The organism is Pelagerythrobacter marinus (genome assembly GCF_034375205.1).
Lineage (GTDB): Bacteria > Pseudomonadota > Alphaproteobacteria > Sphingomonadales > Sphingomonadaceae > Pelagerythrobacter > Pelagerythrobacter marinus.
On record NZ_CP139719.1, the window covers coordinates 1,928,635 to 1,948,609 of the forward strand.

A 19,975-nucleotide genomic window follows, 5' to 3' on the forward strand; every position below is an offset into this window, starting at 1 on the left:
ACGAATGCATGGCCACAACTCACAATTGCCGCCCTTAGAGGAGCCATGCACGGCTTGCGGAGGCACTGGCGACGCGCCGCCCGCAAGGCCTGGCGAGATGCAGACCAGCCTCAACTGCGCCACTTGCAAGGGTCACAAGGTCGCGCCGACTGCCGCGGGTCAGCAGTTGCTCGACTTCGTGCAGCGTCGGCTCGGCCTAAGCGAAAAGGAAGCCCACCGATCCATGTTCGGATAGATGCTGGCCAAGCTGGTCATTCGATGGCAACTTCTCGCCCCATGACCCGCGCCCTGACCCTACTCGCCGCCCTCACCTCCACAGCTGCAATCGCCGGTCCCGACTATCCTCACCGCGATTGGGGCCAGACCCTCGCGCTCGATATGACGGCGACCGAGGCGACCGCATGCATGGCGCGCGAGCTCGATCGGCAGGGTGAGGCACTGATTGTCCCGGCCGAGGGCGGAAGCGACATCGATTTCAGTTCCGATGCGATGTTCGGCGGCGCCGTGGGTGAGCCGTGGATACGTTTCCAGATCCGCGAGGATGACGACGCGACTACACTGAGCGCGCTGTACCGCCACCCGGTCAACAAGCGGTGGATCGCACGGGTCTTGAGGAATGCGGAGAAGCGGTGCCTGAAGGTGGCCGCCTAGGCCTGCCGCAAGTCCAGCGCCGTGAAGTCACGCCGGCAGTGCGGGCAAACTTCCGCCTTCGGCCGCGCCACCTCCTGACAGGACGGGCATAGCTTCCGGTATCCGGTCTCGATCATTCGCGAGTCGTGAGAGTCCTCATCCGCGAGCAGGAAGTACGCCCAGACGACGCCAAATGGTCCTAACAGAAAGCCCAGCACGAAGGCGCCGATCGCGTCCCCGCCTCTAACGTGAGCAATGATCGCTGCGGTGACGCCCCGCGCGATGATCGAATAATTCTTCTAGCCGCATGAATGTTGCGCCCTGTCGATCTTCTCTGTAATGTTCTGTCCCATCGGAACCGCCCGGCTATGGGCAACAGGAGAGCCGGACCATGGCATTGCAGGCTGTCGCAGGGTCGAAGATCTACATCGGGACGCGAGTTGCGCTTCCCTCGGACCTCACTGTCACGCTGGCGGATTTCGCCGCGCAGGAGCCCGAGTGGCTCGAAATCCAAGGCTGGACCAATGCTGGCGCCGTGGGCGATCAGCGCGCGGAGATCACGCAGTCGTTCATCGGTGCGGGCCGCGATGTGAGCATCAAGGGCACGGCCAACGCACCGGCGCTCGACAACAGCTTTTCGCCGATCGCGAACGATCCCGGCCAGCAGCGGTTGCGTCAGGCGCTCAGCGACTGCGCCAACTATGCCTTCAAGATCGAATGGGGCGCGGGTTGCGCTGCCGAGGACGTTGTGACCATCAGTGTTGCAGCGCCCGGCGTCGTCACTTGGCCGGGCGGCCACGGCCTCGAGCCGGGCGCGCCGGTCATGTTCACCCCCGAGGGCGGCGACCTCCCCACCGGCCTCGAGGCGGACACGGTCTACTACGTGGTCGAGGCCGGCCTGACGCCGACCACCTTCAGCGTTGCCGAGACCCCCGGCGGTGCAGCGATCGAGACGACCGCCGGGGGCACCGCGACCTCGATCACCGCGACTGCGCAGCCTGCCGGTGAAACGGACATGTTCTACGGGCTGGTGTTGTCGCGCACAAAGAATGCGGGCGAAGCGAACACCCCTCGCTCGCTGGGCGTCAGCGTGAAGCCCAACACGAACATCATCGAAGTCTGACCAGCTAAGGGCGGCGGCCGTCGGGTCCGGTCACCGCCCTTAGACCCGAACTGACCCGAGAGAGATCGAAGTCATGGATATCGGCAACATCAGCAAGAAGGTGGACCTCAGCGAAGGCGAGTGGGTCGACGAAATCCCGGACCTGGACGGCATCCGCCTGAAGGTTCGCAGCACGAACTACAAGCCCTTCCGGACGGCGACCGCTGGCCTCGCCCGCCGCAGCGGCAAGAAGCTGAACACCGACGAGGGCGTTGCGGATTTCACCGTCGCTACCGGCAAGCCGCTCGCCGAGCATATCCTGACCGACTGGGATGGAGTCACCGAGAACGGCAAGCCGCTCAAGTTCGACCGCAAGAAGGCGCTCGCGATCCTGACGGCGGACGACGACTACGGAATCGGCAACAAGTTCCGGCGCGGCGTGGAGTGGGCCGGCGACCAGGTGGCCGATCGCATCGCCGAGCGCGCCAAGGAAGCGGCGGGAAACTGACCGATGTCCTCGCTTGGTCGCTGGACAACGCTGAGGCGTGGAAAGCGGCCAAGGAGTGGGCCAGGGCAACTGGGACCGAAGTCCCGGACACATTCGAGCCGCCCGAGATCATGGACGGCTACGGCGGTTGGTACGAGGACTTCTGGAGCCTCTCGACCGAACGCCAGTTCGGCTTCGGCCTCGGCCCCATCCCGCAAAGCGCGATCGACCGGCACGTCGCGGGATGGAGCTACGACGATGTGGAAGTCTTCGAGTTCTGCATCCGCGAAATGGATGGGCTGTACATGAGGACGCAGAACAAGAGCGGCGACAACCCACCGATCGCGGCGTCGGCCATGGAGGCCTTCCGCGGCGCGACTACGAACCGCAGGGGGAAGTAGGCCATGGACGTCGCCGCGCTAGCCCTCAAGATCGATAGCTCCGACCTAGTTCGGGCCAGCGCCGAGCTCGACAAGTTCTCGACTGCCGCAAGCAAGGCTGGGGCCACGGCGGGGAGAGCTGCGAACGACGGCGCGGAGAAGATGTCGCGAGGCATGTCGCGCTCGGCGCAGAATGCCGTCACGGCGGCAGCATCCGTCGATCGATATGCGGGCGCCACCAGCGGTGCGGCTGCGAGCGCGGTGCAGGCCGCTCAGGCCGCTATGCGATCGGCGCAGGCTGCATCTTCATCGGGTGCTGCAGCGCGCGCATCTACCAGCGGGTGGGACATGCTCACCGGCAGTCTGAATAGCAATTTCGTCGCCATCAATAAGAACCTGCAGGCGCTCAATCTCGTCCCTGCGGCGGCGGCGCGGTCTCGCGCGGCTCTTAACGACAACGTAAGCGCCATGCAGGCGACGCCTGGCAACATCGCAGCGCAGTTCCAGGACATCGGCGTAACGGCCGCGATGGGCATGAACCCGCTGCTGATCGCGCTGCAACAGGGCACGCAGCTATCGGCAGCGTTTGCCGGCGGCGGCTTGAAATCCCTCGGCGCTGCATTTCGGGAACTGGCCAGTCCTGCGGCGCTGCTGACGATCGGTATCGTCGGGCTGGTGGCGGCGCTCATTCAGATGGTCGACTGGACGGCTCTGGCGCAATCCGCGCTCTACGGTCTCGCCAACATCCTAGTCGACATCGCGCCTTATGCGGTCGCGGCTGCGGCAGCGCTCGCGCTCATTTACGCGCCCGCGATCATGACCGGCATCATCACACTCACCAAGATCATCTATGGCCTGGCGGCAGGCCTGCTTGCCGTGATCCCCATCCCGGTTCTGATCGTGGCAGGCCTGACCGCGATCGTCGCGGCAGCGGTGCACTTCCGTGACGAGCTGACCCAGTATTTCGGCTTCGACATCGTGCAGACCGCGCAGGACGGGGTGAACCATATCGTCGGCGTCTTCGTCGGCGGCTACAACGGGATCAGGCAGGCATGGGGGCAGCTCCCTGCAGCCTTGGGCGACATCGCTATCCGCGCTGCGAACGCGACGCTGCGCGCGGTCGAAAACATGGTCAATGGGACGATCAGCCTCATCAACGGCCTTACGTCTCAACTGCCATTCGGCTTGGGCAAGTCACTTAATATCGGCGATGTTTCGTTCGGACAGATCGATAATCCCTTCGCGGGCGCGGAGGCTAGCTTCAATGGCATCGTCACGGGGGCGATCGCGGCAGCACAGCAGGTCGACTGGGTCGGAAGGGGTGTGGCTGCAGTCCGGGATCTGGCGGCGCAGGCAGCGAACAAGTTGCGGGAATGGGCAAAGGCTCTCGGCGCTAGCGATGAGAAGAAGAAAAACGGCGGTAAGACCGACGCTGAACGGCTGGTCGACATCCTGCGCGACGCCGAGGCGGAAATTGCGGTAGAGCAAAACCGCCTCAAAGCGGTTGGCATGTCAGCGCGCGCCGCGGCAGAGCTCGAGCAGCGCACGAAAATCCTCAATCAGGTCAAGAAGGCCGGTATCCCGATCACCGCGGCGCTTCGCACTGAGATCGATCGGCTATCGAAGGCGTACGCCGACGCGAAGATTGCGGCCGACACCGCCAAGGCGATCCAGGGCGTCACCGATGACCTGGCTGAGCAAAAACGGGCCATCGCTGACGAGATCGCGCTGATCGGCGTGTATGGCGATGCTCTCTCCCGAGCTCGGCGAGAGCAGGACTTGCTCAACGCCGCCCGTGATGCATTGCCGAGAGGTGAGACTCTCTCCCCGGCGGTCGAGCAGGCGATCAAAGCCGGAGCTGGCGAAATCTCCGATGCAGAGACTCGCCGCGATGAACTGCAGCGAATGGCCGATCTCAAGAAGGACGCCGAGGACGCCGCCTACGCGCTGGAACTGGAGCGCGGCGCCCTCGGCCTGACCGGAGCCGCTGCGATCAAATACGCCTTCATCGCCGAGCGCCTGAATGAAGCAAAACGCGAGGGCATTGAGCTGTCACCGCAGGAAGTCGCCGCGATCCAGGCAGCCGGCGCTGCGTATGCGCAGCAGCGCTATGCCATCGATCAGGCGGCGGATGCCATCGCCGACGCTCGCGAGGTCACGCGGGGGTTCTTCTCCGATTGGATCAACGGCGTTCGTGAGGGCGGAAATCTGTTCAAACAGTTCGCCGATAGCGTCGTGAACAGCCTCAACCGCATCATCGACAAGCTGCTCGATCGCACGCTCGACGGCTTCCTCGACAACCTGTTCGCGGGCGGGCTCGGCTTTCTGGGCGGCGGCAGTAGCGGGAGCGAGCTCGGCGGCGCAGTGATGAACCTCTCGTCGGCGCGTCCGAACGCCCTAGGTGGTGCCTACGGCCCAGGGGGCATCGAGCGCTTCGCCAAGGGCGGCGCCTTCACGAACAGCATCGTCAGCACGCCCACGCTGTTCCGCTTCGCTAATGGCGCTGCGCTGGGCGAGATGGGCGAGGCGGGGCCCGAGGCGATCATGCCGCTCAAGCGCGGCCCGAATGGCGCGCTCGGGGTGCAGGCGCACGGTGGCGGCTCACGCCGGGCAGAGATCAACATCAACAACGAATACCGCATCGAGGGCGCTGTAACGCCAGACATGATCCTCGCGATGATCAAGCAGGGCGGTGATGCTACCTACGACCAAGTGAAGCGCGACTTGCAAGCGCTTCTTCAGGAGTGGGACACTGGCGGAGCGGTGGCGACATGAAGATCCATCAGTTCCCCACCTTCCGCATCGAGACGCAGCTCTTCCACGTACCCGGGGCGGGATACGATGGCGGCCTGACCTCCGGCGGCGCGCAGTTCATCACGCCGGAGCCCGGGGGCTTCAGCGTACTCGAAATGCAGCCGGCCATCATAGACACCGAGTGGGACTTCCCGCTCGCGTCGTGGATCATGTCGAAGATCAGCGGGCAGGTTTTCCGCGTCCGCCTGGCCCCATCCCCGCAGGTTGCCTACAGCCGCAAGCGCGGGATGATGGCCGTCCTGTGGGACAATCAGGAGACGTGGTCCAATCAGGAAGAGTGGGACGGGGATTTCACCGCGACCTATTCCGAAGATGCGCTGAAGGGCTCGACTGTCGTCAAGTTCGACCTCGCCGGCGTCGGCCCGATCGTCTCGCCCGGTCACGTCATCGGCCACGACTATGACAGCTACCTGATCGACGAGGTCAGCTATGCCGGCAGCGTTGCGACCGCGACGGTCACCCCGCCCCTGCGCCGGAACATCGCGCCCGGCGACAATTGCTACCTGCGGCCATGGTTCACGGGCCGGATCAGCAACGGCGCCGATATCCGGGCCGCCTACAACAACCTCGGCCATGTGAAGCCCGGCAACATCATCTTGCAGGAGGCGGTCCTGTGAGCGCCTTTCCGTCAATAGCACTGCTTGTGCGCAGCCATGCCCAATGGGTAGAATTTCTTCAGCTCGATCCTGCTCCCCTCGCCTTCCGGCTTGACCAGAAACAGCAGGGTAATGCCCTGCCACCCGTTCTTGATCTGGACGAATTTGGAACCGTCCGCCGCCTCGCGCACGCGGGCCCCGTTTACCCGGGCGATGCATCTCACCACCTCATCCACGGGCTTCTCCGAATGAAATACGCTGTCAGGCTCCTTGTGGAGCACGTCTTGGGTGGAAGCGCAGGCCGCCAACGCGACAGGCAAGATCAACGCCAGCAATCTCATGTCATCTCCCCACCGAGCGAGAGGGGACGCTATGCTGAATCGACCGCGCGTTCAATCCGGACCGACAGGAAAGCGAGCCGGCCATGAGCGCATTTTACGATCAGATAGACGAACTGCTCGGTGCCGCTGAGGACCTTACCGATATCGTTGCCACTGCCCGCAAGTGTTGGCTCTACGACTTCAAGGACGAGCCTGTTCGACTGTGGGACGGACAGGGACCTTTCACCGACAGCGACGGCAACGAATGGCTGGGAACGATCGCGCCCAGCGGTGCCAACATCCACCAGACGCCCTCGCTTCAGGACGGCCGCGACGGCACGAGCGCCTCCTACACCTTCTCGCTCAACATCCCGTCGATACCGGGAGAGAACACGCTCGAGCTCTACAACGCGCTGAAGGCCGACCAGTCCAAGGTCTTCGGCCGAAAGCTGACCTGCTACATCGTCTTGTTCATCGAGGGTGAGGGGCTGCGGCCCGGGACGCCGATCTCCTTCTACAAGGAGCTGACGATGTTCAGCCCGAAGTTCTCGGAGAACATCGCCCGGTCGTCCTCGGGAACGATCACCAAGACCTATACCGCCTCGATTACGGCAAAGGACAGCAATCACGGCCGCAGCGAGACGCCCGATCGCACCTATGCCGACACAATGCAGAAGCGGCGTGCGAACCAGCTCGGCGTGGCCGTGGACCGCGGCTCCGAATACCTCGCGCTGCTCGCCAACCGAACCTACCAGGTGCCCTGATGGACGTCGTCGACGAGACGCTGCGGGAGTGGCGTACGGGCGCCTTCGTCTACGGCCAGAGCGACTGCATGCTCTCGATCGGCCGATATCTGGCGCGCACGGGCCACGAGGACGGGACCGGGCAGTTCCTCGGCCGCTACGATACGGCTGAAGGCGCGATCGCCATGATGCGCACGCACGGCGGCATTCCGGGCCTGATGGCAATTGCGGGAGCGGTGCCGAAAGACGGGCCGCCCGTGCGCGGCGACGTCGTTGAGGTCCTGTACCGCGATGATGATGCCGATGTTGCGATTGGCGGGCTCTGCACCGGCGATTCCGTGGCGCTTCGGCTCGAACGCGGGACGGTTGAGTTGAACCTGCGGTTCGTTCGCCATGCTGGGGTGTGGCATGGCAGTCGTTAAGAAGATCGCGGGCCTGGTCGCGATCGCGGCGCTGACCTACTTTGCGGGCCCCGGTGGATGGGCCGCGGGCATCGCGAACGCGATCGGCACGTCCAGTGCGTTCGTCACCAGCCTGATCGGCTCCTTCATCATCGCGGCGGGCTCATACGCCGTGATGGGCGTTCTGGGCGGCGGTGGCCGAGCACCGGACATGGAAGCCGGCAAGGTCAACGTGAAGATCCCCGACCCGCCGCGCTGGATCAACGGCGGCCGTGCCCGCCAAGGCGGCGGAGCCCTCTTCGGCGAATTTGACGACAAAGGCCGCTGGTGGATGCTGATCGTCCACAGCGATTCCATCCTGCACTCGCCGTACCAGTACTTCCTCGACGACGAGCCGGTCACCGTCGATGCTTCGCGCTACGTTGTTCAGAAGGAGTTCCGGCTCAAGACGAACAAGGACAAGGACCCGGCCGAGAGCGACGGCGAAGGCAAGGGCTACGTCCGCATCTGGACCACGACCTACAGCGAGACGGACCCTACCCCGCCCCGCATTCCCGCGCTCGACTCCGAGTTCCCGACGAAGTGGACCAGCGATCACCGCCTTGTGGGCACGACGTTCAGCGTCGTCTGCATGGATGCGCTTGAGATCGAGCATCGCTTCAAGATCTACCGCTGGCGCGGCCCGTTCGGACTGGGCGAGCCGGCCGTGAGCGTCGTCGGCGACTGGGACAACATGTACGACCCGCGCGACCCGAGCCAAGTGCTCGGCGACCGCACGACCTACAAGCCGAGCCGGAACGCCGCGATCGTCTGGGCGTGGTTCCGCACGCATCCGTTCGGCCGCAACAAGGCGGAGAGCAGCATCAACTGGGATCGCATCGCCGAGCAGGCGGACATCTGCGATCAGGACGTGGAGGGCATCGAGGGCACACAAAAGCGCTACGAGGCCGGCGTGGCGATCGTCGACAGCAAGCGCCGCGCCGATGCCGAGAAGGAAATCCTGCTCGCCTGCGACGGGCAGATCGTGTTCGACGAGGACGGCAAGTCTTGGGTGCGTGTCGGCCACTGGTACGACCCGACACTGTCGTTCTCGCGCAACCGCGACATCATGGCGATGGCGTCGATGGAGGCGCAGGACGGCGAGAGCGAAACGCAGGGCGTGATCGTCGAGTACATCGAGCCCGCGGCCAACTACACGAAACAACCGTCAGCGGCGTGGATCAACCCGCTCTACTACGATCCGCTGACGACGCCGAAGTTTCTCAAGGTCCCAATCCAAGCCTGCCAGAACCACAACCAGGCCATGCGGCTCGCCAAGGGCATCGGCATGCGCTCGCAGCCGCGGCACAAGATCGGCCCGACTGTGAACCTGCGCGGGCTCCGGGCGCGCCACGAGCGCATCGTGACGATCAACTACGACAACACCTTCGCAGGCGACTACGAGATCGCCACGCCGGTCGAGATGGACGGCGCCGGCATCTTCACCGGGTTCGGCGCCGTACCGATCGAGCCGAGCCGGTGGACGCTGCTGCCGGGCGAGGAGCAGCCCAAGCCCGTGGTCGACGGCCTCGGCGGAACGGTCACCTATCCCGCGATCACGGGCGAGAATGTCTATTACAGCGAGGGCACGATCAAGATCGACTTCCCTGCGCTCAGTCGCGGCGATGCATCCTATGTTGCCGAGTACATCCCGAGCGATGAGATTACGGGCGGCGAGAACGATCCGTGGGCGCCGATGACGGTCAACATCAACGTGGCGGTCAGCGGCAGCGTCCTGGGCGGTATCAGCTACACCGTGCGCTATCGCTACGTCACAGGGTCCGGACGTGGGCCGGCGTGGGAATATGCCGTCATCACGCCTGAGAACCCGATGTCGCCGCCGTCCGAGATATCGGCAGTCGGGGGTGCGGGCGAAGCGGAAGTCACATGGCGCAACCCGACCGATGCGGCGCTGGCCTATGTCATCCTGTACCGCAACACGGTCGATGACTTCGGGACCGCTGCGGACATTTCCGGCGAGCTTGTCGGCGGCCTCGGCCAGGTCATGAGCGTGACTGACGACAGCCTTGCGGCCGGCGACTACTTTTACTGGGTCGTCGCGTTCGACGCGCACGATACACCCTCGACACCGCTGGGCAGCGTTAGCGTGGAGGTGACCTGATGGCACTCCGTCCGAAGCGCATAGCAGGCGCCGTCAGGCAGGACGGCAGGCTCGTTCCGATCAAGGATGGCGAGGCTGTTCCGGAGCCAAAGCCGAAAGAGCAGTCCGAACCCTAGCTTTCTGAATGTTGCGCCGGACTTGTAGAAAATAACCCTCGCGGGTATGATCGCTGCAATTTCCTTTCTTGGAGCGACCGCGTGAGCTCAATCGACACACTTCGGGACGCACTTTTCGGAAGCCCGCCTGATCCGAGGAAGGAGCCTTCGCGAGAGGGCCTGTTGGCTGCATTTACTGAGATGCAGCGCGATATCAGTGCCGCGGCCAACAACCTCCTTCGGTTCGAAACCAAGGCTCTTCTCGACGCCGATATTACGGAACCTGACGGCACTCTGGCATATGTCTACGGCGACGCGACGGCGGCGCTCAATACGGTCTATCAGTCCACAGGGGGCACCTGGGCCGAAGCCACATGGTACTTCGATGCCGTCGCTGGCGTCGTTCAACCGATGCTGGACGAGATGCAGCAGCTGGCTGACGAGGCCGAGACCGCAGCGGACACCATGGAGCGGATCACTGCCGCCGTCGGCCGGGCCGCCATTTACGGCGTTCTTGACCCACCCGCTGCCGAGCAGTTCGCCTACAATACCTTCGAACTCGACTTCACCGAACGGTATTACCGCAACGGCCTGGAGCGCTACGCCGACCTGCGCGAGCCGGACAACATCACGCCGATCGTGCCGGGGTTCACCTTCACGCGCAATTCGCTCGCCTGGCACATCGTCAACGGCGACCGGGCGCAGGTCAGCACCAACATCATGCGGATCAGCGACGCCGGGTTCCTGATCGAACGGCAGGCGTTCCAATCTGTCGGCTATTCGACCGACGTGGAGAACCTGCCGAGCACCAACGCCAGTTTCGCGGACGGACCGCTCGATCCCTACGGCATCACGTCCACAAGGGTCACTGCCGCTTCGACGGGCGCAACGACCTTGCAGATCAACGGCACCGGCACCGCCTCGGGCAACGGCGACACGGCGTGGTTCCTGGTCAAGAAGGGCAACGGCGCGACGATCGGCAACCGCTTTGCGCTCAACAACTCGACCACCGGGCAGCCGCTGCTCAACATCGGCCTCAACTACGACACCGGGCAAATCACCTATTACGTGGGCACGAAGGGGGCGCGAGCCGTCCCCCTGTCGAACGGATGGTGGCGCGTGGAGCTGACCCCGCCCAGCGGCGTCAGTGCGAACGATGGGCTTCGCGCATTCGTGGGCTTTGTCGGACTGTCTGCGACGGCAGGCGACAACTTCCTCATCAGCCACGCGCAGATCGAAAGCACCGGCAATGCGACCAGCCCGATCGTCACGACGAATGGTGCTGCATTCGATCGCAAGGCCGAGGTGGCGCGCTTCACGCTGCCCGCCACCGGCGATTTCACGCTGGTTGCCGAGGCGCAATTCCGCGACCGGATCGGGCGGCAGGTGGTCGCCAGCGTCGATGACGGGGCCTCGCTCAACCGCCTGACGGTCCTGCGCGATGCGACCGGGGCCATCGTGCTCGAACTGATCGACAACGGCAACGCGTCCAGTTTCACCATCGCGGCCCACAAGGCGGGTGAGCGGCAGTGCCGCATCGCGATGGCCGCGCACGAAGGCAGCGTCCGGGTTTCGGTGGACGGTGGGCCGGCGAGCGGCCCCCTGCTCGCCCGTCCTTCGGGTCTCAATCGCGTCATGCTCGGCCAGGACTTCAACGGCGGGCACCTCGACGGCGAGGTCCGGCGCATCATGGTGCAGAACAGCGCGGCGAGCGATGCAGACTTGCAGAAGTATGCCGCGCTGCAACAGCCGCGGGCGCTGGCCGATGCGCCGCTGACCGCCCATCCGCTACAGGGCCGGTTCAATCCGAACACCAGCAATACGCCGACCGGCCCGACCGGGCGGCAGGCAGTGGTGGTCTATGGCGAACTGCCCTGCTCGCTGCTGATCGCGGAGAACCGCGGCATCAGCGCGCTTCTCGTGAACCCGGACGGCTCGACCGTCTGGCGCGACACCACGCACCAGGGGCGCTGGTGCGACGTGGACCCGCTGACCGGCTATTCGCTGATCGGGGCGGCGGACCTCCGCACGATCCGCTGGGTCGATCGCCAGTGGCGGGTTCAGCACCAATGGTCGCTGCCGGGCGGTGTGACGGGCGACATCTATGGCCTGCGAACGAACGGGACGAAGATGGTGGTCAACACCATTATTGGCGGGGGGGCCAGCGGCGAGACGTGGATATTCGACCTCGACGCCAATGGCGTGCCGACCGGCGCGGGGACGGCGTTCGCGGACTTCACCGGCGCCGGCATGATTGCCCGTTCCATGCTGATCGACGGCTCCTACCTGTGGATCGCCAAGATGACCGGGGCGAACCCGCAGGGCTGCGTCGGGCAGGTGCAGCGACATCCGCTGGCCGGCGGGCCTGCCGACCAGACCTATTACGGGCACTATCCGAACGACCTCGACAAGGCCCCGAACGGCGAAATCGTCTGGGCTGACGAACACCTCGATCGCATTCGCGGCGTGATGCCGGCCACCGGTACGGTGCGGACGATCATGGCCGGGCTGGAGGTCTGCGCGAACTACGAGCCGCCCGTCGGGCACATCAGCAGCAATGTGCTGGCGCGGCGCGTGGCGGGGAGCATCATCGAGGCCGCCGCGGTCGAGTATCGCGGCCTGCCCGGTCTCTACGCCCCCAACGGTGTGACGGTCATCTCGCAGGGCCTCTATGCCATCACGGACACCGACAACAGCCGGGTGATCGTGGCGCGCGAGACCGACACCTGGGAGCCGGAGATTGTCGCCGTGGTCGGGCTGCTGAACGAGCCGACGAAGGCTCGGGTGCTACCGGCATGAGCACCCGTCAATCCCTCGCCCTGCTCGCGATGGTGGCGCTCTCCGTCGCCAGCAGCGCTGCGTCAGTGTTCTTCGTCTGGAGGCGATGCCATGGACGTCCGTAAGCTGCAGGCCACCCTTGGCGTCCCGGTCGACGGCATTGTCGGGCGCGGCACCCTGACCGCCCTGTTCCGCAAGTGTGGCGCATCGCTCGATCGCGCACAGGAACTGGCGCTGGCGGCCAACGTCCTGTTCCCCTCCTACGACATAATGGGCAGCGCGCTGCGCCTCGCTCACTTCATGGCCCAGCTCATGCACGAGAGCGCGTCGTTTCGGTACATGGAGGAGCTGGCCAGCGGGCAGGCCTACGAAGGTCGCGAGGATCTCGGCAACACCGAGCCCGGCGATGGCAAGCGCTTCAAGGGCCGCGGCCCGATCCAGCTGACCGGCCGGGCGAACTATCGCAAGTTCGGCCGGCGCATCGGGATCGACCTGGAGCGCCATCCAGAGATCGCGGCTATCCCTTCGATCGGTTTGCACACCGCGCTCGAATACTGGCGCGACCGTGACCTGAACGCATTGGCCGATGCCGATGACGTCGTGGCGATCACGCGAAAAATCAACGGGGGCACCAACGGCCTCGCCGATCGCAGGGCGCACCTGGCGAAGCTCAAGGGCTGGCTGACGTAGGGGGCGCACGCATGGAAAACTTCAACTGGTCCGATTGGCTGACCTCGGCCGGCTATACGCTGCTGGCCGCGCTGGGCGGGCTGCTCGGCTACATCATGCGCGAGCACGACAAGGGCAATCCGCTGAACGGCTGGCGGATGGCGGCCGAGACGGCCGGCTCCGGGTTCGTCGGCTTCCTCGTCATGCTGCTGTGCTTCGCGATGGGCTTCGATCCGCTGTGGAGCGGGTTCATCGTCGGCGTCTTCGGCTGGCTGGGCGCGAACGTCTCGATCCGCCTGCTGGAGCGGTTCGTCTACGAAAAACTCGGGATCAAGCTGCGGGAGAATACCGACAAGCGTGTCGAGGCCGCCAAGGCCCGGGAGACAGACCTATGAGCATGATCTTCAACGCACTCGCGCCGTTCCGCTCGCACATCATCGCGATGGTCGGCGTCCTCGCCGTCTGCGGCATCGGCGCCGCGATCATCGCCTGGCAGCACATCCAGGCGCAGAACCGGACGATCGAGGCGAAAGACGCGCGGATCGGCGATCTGGTTTCGGTCAACAATCGATGGGCCGCCTGGGCCGCGCAGCAGCAGAAGCTGCGCGATCTGGAGCAGCGCAACACCCGCCTGCTGCAGGATCAGCTCGCCGCAATCGAGCAGGCCTCTGCCGCGCAATCCGAACAACTAAGGGAACTGGAGGCGTCGAATGCCGAAGTCAAAGAGCTGCTGGGCCGCAGGCTGCCTGCTGATCTTAGGCGCGTGCTCGAACAGAGGTGATGTCGAGTCCGCGCCGCGGGAGGCCTACCGGGGCATCCCGGCGGGGCTGATGGCGCCCTGTGTGGTGGTCGATATCGCGCTCGATACGGTCGGCGATCTCGTTGCGAGCCGCGAGCTGTACAAGGCAGGGTTCGAGGCCTGTGCGGCGAAGGTCGACGCAATCCGGAAGCATGATGCGGAGGCGCGGGCGACAACGGCGGATGACTGAGATTGTCGGCGCGCCGCGGACCTTATCCCCCTTCCGGGCGTTGCGTCGTTCAACCCACTGGAAGGAGCGCTCGATGGACAAGCGAGATGGCAATCCCAGCGAGGGCGCGGGCTGGTTCCGCGGAGAATTCGCCCTGATCGGCCTGCTGGTGATCTCGCTTGGCGCGCTTGCGCTGATCGGCCTACTCGCGATGGGCGGCTAGGCCCGGCTCCGTCTCCAACTCTCGCTTGTGCGCTCGATCTCGATGTCGCCTGAATAGGGCTGGCATAACTGCCGCGCCTCGCTTGCCGCTGCGTTCTGCCATACATCCCGCTCCTCGGCGCGCAGGATCACCGGCATCCGGTTGTGCACCTCGGCCGCCCCACCGGCGGCGTCGGTCATCACCATCGAATAGCAATCGCCCCACTCCTCGCTCGTGCGCCAGATCCCGGCGACGGCGAAAACCGGCTGGTCGGGCAGGCTCATCCAGGTCCGGGTCATGGCGCCCCTGGGCCCCTCCGCTTCGGCCCAGGCTGTGAGCGGGATCAGGCAGCGTCGTTCCTCGAAGCTGTAGCGCCACATGAAGCTGTCGAGCTTGTCGGTGCGCGCGTTGTTCACCGGCTTGGGCTTGAGAGGCTGGCCGGTCTTCTTGCTCTTGAGCACCAGCGGAAAGCCCCAGACCATCGAGCGCAGCTGGCCCTCGGCCACCACCAGCCCGGGGTAACCGGGATAGACTTCCTCGGCCGCGTTGCCGGCGGAGTTTTCGACGTCGAAGAGCCGGGCGATCTCGTCGTTCGAGCTCTTGATCCGGTAGAGATTGCACATGGCCACAGCTTACCGTGATCGCCTGCCCGGCGCTACGGGTGCCGCACGACGTCGGCGTTCACCGGCCGCTGGCCGCAGATCTCGCAGCGTAGCCGGGCGATCAGCTCGTAGAATTTCAACGCGCCGGGCAGGCGGTGGAAGCGCGTGAATTCGCCTACCGGATAGGTTGCGCGCCGGCCGCACCGGCAGCGGATGCGCAGGAACGCATGCGGCTGGAACGCGATCGGATCGATCGGCTTGGGGCTGGAGTAGTCGGCCATATCGCACTGTCGGGCTTGCGGTTTTGTTCCGTGTCTGTTCTCCATGGCGCATGGAAATGATTCGCGCCAGTGACGAGGAAATCGAGACCGCCCTGCACATCGCGGTGACCACCGCGCCCAACTATGTGCTGCGCGAGGTGTTTGCCGGGAAGTTCGATCGCGAGCGCGCGGTCGAGACGATCGTGCAGCGCGTGTTCGCGGCGCTGCGCCGGTACGAGTTGATGCGGGAGCCGCGCGCAGAAGAGGTGGCCCGCTCGATCCTGCCGCTGTTCACAGATGATCGGCCGACCGCGGCCGAGGTGCCGACGTTATTCGAGCACGAGGCGGGCTAGGTAGACCAGGAACGATAGCAGGCCGATCAGGCTGAGCGCGAGCAGCAGCGCGAACTCAACCCGCGTCCGCATCGCTTCCCAGCCCCTGCTCGCTCGCCGGCCGGTCCAGCGACACGCGCGGTATCATGACGGTGTCGTCGTCGATCGCGCGCAACTCGAGGAGCGCTGGGACGACTTCGCGTTCGAGGAGACGACGCAGCTTAGGCGGCGTGTCGGCGCCGATCGCGGCACTCAGCCGCTCGGGCAGATCAGGACGCATCGCACCAGCTCTCTCTACGGCCTGTCCAGGTCCTCGCCAAGCCCTCGGAAACCAGTTGGTCGCCAACCGAGCCTCGGTCGTTCACGACAACCGCCAGGGTCCGCCCATATCGGTCTTCGCCGCGCCGGTGGAGCTCGAACGGACCCGAATTCAGCAGAACCAGAAGCCGGCGCGTTGCGCGTTCACCCGTCGCCCGCTCCTCCGCACACTTCGGCCGCGAAATCTCCGGCGCGTCGATATCAGCAATGCGGATCTTCTCGCCGGCGAGCCAGAAGGTGTCGCCGTCGACGACGCAGTTGTCGCGCGGGCCGGGGGCGCAGATTGTCAGGGCGATGGCGGCGAAGATCATTGCGGTGAGGTGCACTGCAAATGCCGGACGGTGTCAACCCGATCTATTCAAGAACGATTCGCGAACATCGAACTGACTAGATATTTCGGCTGACTCCCCGATCTCCGCTAGTTCTCCCCAAGAATATTTCTGCTCTTGACGACGACTTGAGTGCCGGATTTGCGCGAGTCGCAACTACAAGGCAAGATCACGGTAAATCTGGCGACGAAATCGGGGAAACGCACCTTGCGAGTGCGGGGCGCGTGATTCACTATGCTTGGCAAGCCCAGTGCACAGAATTCCTTTTCGTGTGCGCTGGGTGCGAAAGACCAAGGGGGATGGCCGGGTTAGCGGCCCGACCATCCCGCTCCTGGATCGGGGCCAACTGAAGCTGCCTCGAACAGGTCGCTCCTGCAGTAGGGGCAGGTGCCGTTATGGCGCCTGCCTGGGCGACGCGTCAACAAGCTTCGGACCCTTGATGCTGACCGGGCTCCGGTCAGTGTACGACCGAAAGGAACGACAAATGTCGTACTTCGACCAACCTCCCACGGAAACCTTCATCGTAACGTGCGACCTGCGGCTTCCCGGCCAGAGCTATGACGCCTTGTACGACGCGCTGCTGCTTTTGCCAGGGGCCACGAAATTTCAGCAGTCATGCTGGTTTGTTCGATGGCCCGGTAGTGCAGTGGAACTTCGGAACTGGCTCCGCCAGTACATCGACCCCAACGATCGATTGATGGTCGCCCGAACTGATAGCGCTGCATGGATCGATCCCGATCTCCTGGCTCGAATGGCCGCAAACGGGTATCCGACTGTCGCCGCTTAACTCGCGTTGGGGGCTGCGCCAGCAGCCCCCAATTCTCGCGGGTAGTCGCGCGAAAAGGTTCGGCAATCATCTTGCCGGATGCCGCAGGAATGCGTGGGTCGCGCAAGGCGGTTCGGCAATCCTATCCACCTGAAATTCCGGCATTGCTTCACTCCGTCCCTGGGCACCATAGCCCTCCCCCCGGCGCTCCCCCCCTCCTGCCCCGCGCGGGCAAAAATTCATTTTCCTACACGGCGGAATTTTGCTCCACCCTGCCGGATGACCCGCCGCACCGACAACCGCGAGACGCGCCTGCCGCTGGACGAGATCGTCGCCGGCGGGGGCGAGCTGCCCGCCTTCACCCCCGTTCCGCGCAAGTGCCGCCGCCACGACGGCTGGACCGAGGCGCGGCAGCGCCGCTTCATCGAGGCCCTGGCCGATACCGGCAGCGTCGATGCCGCCTGCCGCGCGGTGAACATGAGCACGGTCGGCGCCTATCACTTGCGCCGCCAGCCCGGCGCCGAGAGCTTCCGCAAGGCGTGGGAGGCCGCGCTCGACCTCGGCGTCCGGCGGATCGAGGACGTCGCGATGCAGCGCGCGCTGCACGGGGTGGAAGTGCCGGTCTATTCCTACGGCAAGCTGGTCGGCACCCGGCGCAGTTACAACGACCGGCTGCTGATGTTCATGCTGCGAAACCGCGCCCCCGGCCGCTTTGCGGAAGGCAAGGCGAAAGGCCTGAACGCGATCGGCAAGATGGAGCTGGAGCGGCTGAAGAAGCAGTGGCGCGCCGAGTGGGAGGAGGAGAAGCGGCGCGAGGGCACTTACGAGCACGAGGACGAGGTGCTCGCCAGCATCGACCGCAAGCTGGGCCAGATGCGCGAACGTCGCCTGTTCCACATGAGCCCCCGCACCCGCGCCCTGCTCGAAGCCTACGAAGCCGCCCACCGCGAAGACGAGGCCAACGGCTACAACCCCTACGAAGACCCGGAACACCCGGCCTATATCGAGCGAAACGCACAAGCCCCCACCCCGCTCCCCGAACTCCCACCCCCGGCGGAGGAGGCGGGCGACGAGAACAGCGAAGCCGAACCCCCGCCCCCCGAAGCCGGCCCCCGCATCAGGACACTAAAGGACGGCGATTGGTGACCCACCCCATCCGCTAGCGGGAGGGCTCGCTCCGCCGCCACCCCACAGGTCTGAAACGCCCCGGTCCGCGCCCAGCGGACCGCAAGCGCGACCGCGCGCCCGGAGCGCTCTGCGCGGAGGGAGTCGAAGCCGAAGGCGGAGACGGCGCGAAGCGCCAACCCAAGGGGCGCGGATGCGCCCCGCCCGGCGTTTGAGGGCGCAAACAAAAAACCAAACTTGGAAAGACCTCGCGAAGCAGCGCAGCCGCTACGCATCAAACCCGTGGAACTGGCGATGCCACGACAGGAACCTGGGATGCGGCCGGTAGGACTCGATCTCCCGCGCCTTGAGCTTCCCCGTCGGATTGATGATCGCCTGACACCTTCGCGTTAACGATCCGCGCGAAGTCCGCCCGCAACGGCGGCCGCACCGCCGCCCGCGCCCGCCCCGAGATCGCCCCCGCCTCGTTGAGCACCCCGCGCTCGATCGGCCCTTCGGGGCCGCTGAAGGGAACGGGATTGACGAAGTCGAGATAAGTCCCCGGCTCGATCAGCGCGAGGAACATGCCCGGCGCGGTGGGATCGGGGATGATCTTCTCGACCTTGGCGACGGCAAAGTACCCGCGCGAGTTCGTGACCTTGCGCGGCTCGAGATAGACGATCCAGTCCCCGATGCACGGCTCGGCTCGGCTGAGATACATTGCAGGGAACTGATAGCGCTCAGCCGGAATGTCGTCGTAGATCGAGTCGGCTTTGTGCATGAACACGCAGTGCGGCATTAGCCCCCTCACCCCCTCTCCCAAGTCTCACGCAATAATCAGACGCGTCTCACGTTGCCTTCCTAAATTGCCTTAGGATAGCTGATATCGAGCCCGCTGATCGTACGCGCGAGAGCCAATTCGAGTTCGCGCCCTTTTCCACCGAAATTTCAAAGTCATCCCAATCAAACTCGCTAAGAGCGGATTCACGGATTTCTACTTGTCGAGCATAGTTCAAATGACCGGCAAGACGCCGTCTGTCCTCGGCGGCAAGCTTTTTGGTGGCGTAGATGTGCCGATAGGCCCGAATCTTGTTCCGATATCCTTTCGTAAGAGCGATATGATCATCGGTCACAAGAAGGCCGTGAACCTTAATGCGGCCCTTGATGGGCTGCTTCAATATCTTATTCGGGTGAACCTTCCACGGTGTGGCAGCAAAAATCGGAACAATTTGATTTTCAAGCTCGGCTGGAAGTTCACCTTGCCCACTAAAAACCACGTCATCGGCGTATCGGGTAACGACAAACCCGTTCTGCTGAGCAATGGTTCGCAGAGCCTGGTCGACACCCCTAAAACAGATGTTCGAAAGGGCGGGGCTGGCAGGAGACCCCTGCACCAAACGTCCATTCAGGGTGCAAAGGTCGCAGATCAACTCAGCCGAGGCGGGAGAATATCCGAGTTGGAGCAACGCTCCGCCAACTTCCGCACGCGGCGTGGAAACAAAGAAGTTCGATATATCAAAAGAGTACGCCCATTGAGCCCCAATGTGCTTTTCAGCTGCATCAATGTGTGATCGCCCCGGCACAAAGCCAAAAACATGGTCGGCAACCTCTTGACGTGCTAGATGATACCCTAGCCAACTTTGAATCATTTTTAGCCCGACTTTAGGAGCTGTCATCTCTCGTTTTTCTTTTCCTTTCGGTATTTTGAAAGTTCGATAATAGCGATTTGGTTTATTCTTAAACGCCCAGAGAAGCCCAGGATTCAACCCGAACAATGCAGCAAGCGCCTCAATGGACGTGGCGGGCGGCAAACCGCGCTGGCTAAGATCTTCGATTAGTTGCGCTTCAGCATTCGACAACGCCGGATAGGCTTGCCGTAGTTCGTCCAAAGAATCGAGCTGGAACCACAAGGACTCAA

General features: G+C 64.3%; 26 protein-coding genes. 19 read left to right on the plus strand and 7 right to left on the minus strand.

Translation table 11 applies throughout. The annotated features are described in order from the left end of the window. Positions 1–4: 4 nt before the first annotated feature. The 7 genes from T8T98_RS09495 to T8T98_RS09525 all read left to right on the plus strand — a co-directional run bounded on the left by T8T98_RS09495 (position 5) and on the right by T8T98_RS09525 (position 6,030). Complete coding sequence (locus T8T98_RS09495; protein WP_322295636.1) at positions 5–235, plus strand: hypothetical protein; 231 nt, start codon at positions 5–7, stop codon at positions 233–235. Between the two features lie 41 nt (positions 236–276). Further along, positions 277–651 (plus strand): hypothetical protein, encoded by a 375-nt coding sequence (locus tag T8T98_RS09500; RefSeq protein ID WP_322295637.1) that lies wholly within the window; start codon positions 277–279, stop codon positions 649–651. Between the two features lie 370 nt (positions 652–1,021). Continuing rightward, complete coding sequence (locus T8T98_RS09505) at positions 1,022–1,753, plus strand: hypothetical protein (RefSeq protein ID WP_322295638.1); 732 nt, start codon at positions 1,022–1,024, stop codon at positions 1,751–1,753. A gap of 73 nt (positions 1,754–1,826) precedes the next feature. After that, positions 1,827–2,240 carry a hypothetical protein gene (locus T8T98_RS09510; RefSeq protein ID WP_322295639.1) on the plus strand — a complete coding sequence of 138 codons (414 nt, stop codon included), beginning with the start codon at positions 1,827–1,829 and terminating at the stop codon, positions 2,238–2,240. 110 nt (positions 2,241–2,350) lie between these two features. Next, positions 2,351–2,620, plus strand: coding sequence for a hypothetical protein (locus tag T8T98_RS09515; protein ID WP_322295640.1), 270 nt, complete (start codon positions 2,351–2,353; stop codon positions 2,618–2,620). A gap of 3 nt (positions 2,621–2,623) precedes the next feature. Next, entirely contained in the window at positions 2,624–5,374 is a 2,751-nt protein-coding gene (locus T8T98_RS09520; RefSeq protein WP_322295641.1) for a phage tail length tape measure family protein, read from the plus strand. Further along, positions 5,371–6,030: a hypothetical protein gene (locus T8T98_RS09525; protein ID WP_322295642.1), complete on the plus strand. Its 660-nt coding sequence runs from the start codon at positions 5,371–5,373 to the stop codon at positions 6,028–6,030. Before T8T98_RS09520 ends, T8T98_RS09525 begins: the two co-directional genes overlap by 4 nt. 11 nt (positions 6,031–6,041) lie before the next feature. On the opposite strand, the gene T8T98_RS09530 is transcribed toward T8T98_RS09525, so the two are convergent. Further along, on the minus strand, positions 6,042–6,350 hold the full coding sequence (locus T8T98_RS09530) for a hypothetical protein (protein ID WP_322295643.1): 309 nt from the start codon (positions 6,348–6,350) through the stop codon (positions 6,042–6,044). An 83-nt stretch (positions 6,351–6,433) separates the two neighbouring features. Here T8T98_RS09530 and T8T98_RS09535 point away from each other — a divergent pair, with 83 nt between their 5' ends. The 9 genes from T8T98_RS09535 (at position 6,434) to T8T98_RS09575 (ending at position 14,367) form a co-directional block, all read left to right on the plus strand. Beyond that, the gene (locus tag T8T98_RS09535; protein ID WP_322295644.1) at positions 6,434–7,093 is read left to right on the plus strand and encodes a hypothetical protein; all 660 of its coding nucleotides are present in this window, start codon (positions 6,434–6,436) and stop codon (positions 7,091–7,093) included. Beyond that, positions 7,093–7,494, plus strand: a complete 402-nt coding sequence (locus T8T98_RS09540) for a DUF6950 family protein (protein ID WP_322295645.1) — start codon at positions 7,093–7,095, stop codon at positions 7,492–7,494. The genes T8T98_RS09535 and T8T98_RS09540 overlap by 1 nt, the downstream gene beginning before the upstream one ends. Beyond that, positions 7,481–9,634, plus strand: a complete 2,154-nt coding sequence (locus T8T98_RS09545; protein WP_322295646.1) for a phage tail protein — start codon at positions 7,481–7,483, stop codon at positions 9,632–9,634. Before T8T98_RS09540 ends, T8T98_RS09545 begins: the two co-directional genes overlap by 14 nt. A gap of 278 nt (positions 9,635–9,912) precedes the next feature. After that, positions 9,913–12,528 (plus strand): phage head spike fiber domain-containing protein, encoded by a 2,616-nt coding sequence (locus T8T98_RS09550; protein ID WP_322295647.1) that lies wholly within the window; start codon positions 9,913–9,915, stop codon positions 12,526–12,528. A gap of 90 nt (positions 12,529–12,618) precedes the next feature. After that, on the plus strand, positions 12,619–13,197 hold the full coding sequence (locus T8T98_RS09555) for a glycoside hydrolase family 19 protein (protein ID WP_322295648.1): 579 nt from the start codon (positions 12,619–12,621) through the stop codon (positions 13,195–13,197). A gap of 11 nt (positions 13,198–13,208) precedes the next feature. After that, positions 13,209–13,571 (plus strand): phage holin family protein, encoded by a 363-nt coding sequence (locus tag T8T98_RS09560; RefSeq protein WP_251104921.1) that lies wholly within the window; start codon positions 13,209–13,211, stop codon positions 13,569–13,571. Beyond that, positions 13,568–13,957, plus strand: coding sequence for a hypothetical protein (locus tag T8T98_RS09565; RefSeq protein WP_322295649.1), 390 nt, complete (start codon positions 13,568–13,570; stop codon positions 13,955–13,957). The genes T8T98_RS09560 and T8T98_RS09565 overlap by 4 nt, the downstream gene beginning before the upstream one ends. Then, positions 13,887–14,165 carry an Rz1-like lysis system protein LysC gene (gene lysC / locus T8T98_RS09570; protein ID WP_322295650.1) on the plus strand — a complete coding sequence of 93 codons (279 nt, stop codon included), beginning with the start codon at positions 13,887–13,889 and terminating at the stop codon, positions 14,163–14,165. Before T8T98_RS09565 ends, lysC begins: the two co-directional genes overlap by 71 nt. Before the next feature lie 73 nt (positions 14,166–14,238). After that, positions 14,239–14,367: a hypothetical protein gene (locus T8T98_RS09575; protein ID WP_322295651.1), complete on the plus strand. Its 129-nt coding sequence runs from the start codon at positions 14,239–14,241 to the stop codon at positions 14,365–14,367. Here T8T98_RS09575 and T8T98_RS09580 read toward each other — a convergent pair. Continuing rightward, positions 14,364–14,969 (minus strand): SOS response-associated peptidase, encoded by a 606-nt coding sequence (locus T8T98_RS09580; RefSeq protein ID WP_322295652.1) that lies wholly within the window; start codon positions 14,967–14,969, stop codon positions 14,364–14,366. The two genes, T8T98_RS09575 and T8T98_RS09580, sit on opposite strands and share 4 nt — an antisense overlap. Positions 14,970–15,001: 32 nt before the next feature. Then, entirely contained in the window at positions 15,002–15,229 is a 228-nt protein-coding gene (locus T8T98_RS09585; protein WP_322295653.1) for a hypothetical protein, read from the minus strand. A 50-nt stretch (positions 15,230–15,279) separates the two neighbouring features. Between T8T98_RS09585 and T8T98_RS09590 the strand changes: the two genes are divergently transcribed. After that, a complete protein-coding gene (locus T8T98_RS09590) occupies positions 15,280–15,561 on the plus strand; it encodes a hypothetical protein (protein ID WP_251105343.1) in 282 nt (93 codons plus the stop codon). A gap of 55 nt (positions 15,562–15,616) precedes the next feature. Here the strand turns inward: T8T98_RS09590 and T8T98_RS09595 are convergent, their stop codons facing one another. Beyond that, positions 15,617–15,820 (minus strand): hypothetical protein, encoded by a 204-nt coding sequence (locus T8T98_RS09595; protein WP_251105342.1) that lies wholly within the window; start codon positions 15,818–15,820, stop codon positions 15,617–15,619. After that, positions 15,810–16,169, minus strand: a complete 360-nt coding sequence (locus T8T98_RS09600) for a thermonuclease family protein (protein WP_322295654.1) — start codon at positions 16,167–16,169, stop codon at positions 15,810–15,812. Before T8T98_RS09600 ends, T8T98_RS09595 begins: the two co-directional genes overlap by 11 nt. A 502-nt stretch (positions 16,170–16,671) precedes the next feature. Between T8T98_RS09600 and T8T98_RS09605 the strand changes: the two genes are divergently transcribed. After that, positions 16,672–16,974 carry a hypothetical protein gene (locus T8T98_RS09605; protein ID WP_251105341.1) on the plus strand — a complete coding sequence of 101 codons (303 nt, stop codon included), beginning with the start codon at positions 16,672–16,674 and terminating at the stop codon, positions 16,972–16,974. Between the two features lie 258 nt (positions 16,975–17,232). Further along, complete coding sequence (locus tag T8T98_RS09610; RefSeq protein WP_251105340.1) at positions 17,233–18,099, plus strand: hypothetical protein; 867 nt, start codon at positions 17,233–17,235, stop codon at positions 18,097–18,099. A gap of 253 nt (positions 18,100–18,352) precedes the next feature. On the opposite strand, the gene T8T98_RS09615 is transcribed toward T8T98_RS09610, so the two are convergent. Both T8T98_RS09615 and T8T98_RS09620 read right to left on the minus strand, forming a co-directional pair. Next, positions 18,353–18,856 (minus strand): hypothetical protein, encoded by a 504-nt coding sequence (locus T8T98_RS09615; RefSeq protein WP_251105339.1) that lies wholly within the window; start codon positions 18,854–18,856, stop codon positions 18,353–18,355. Between the two features lie 49 nt (positions 18,857–18,905). Beyond that, complete coding sequence (locus T8T98_RS09620; RefSeq protein WP_322295655.1) at positions 18,906–19,967, minus strand: reverse transcriptase family protein; 1,062 nt, start codon at positions 19,965–19,967, stop codon at positions 18,906–18,908. Between the last annotated feature and the right edge of the window lie 8 nt (positions 19,968–19,975).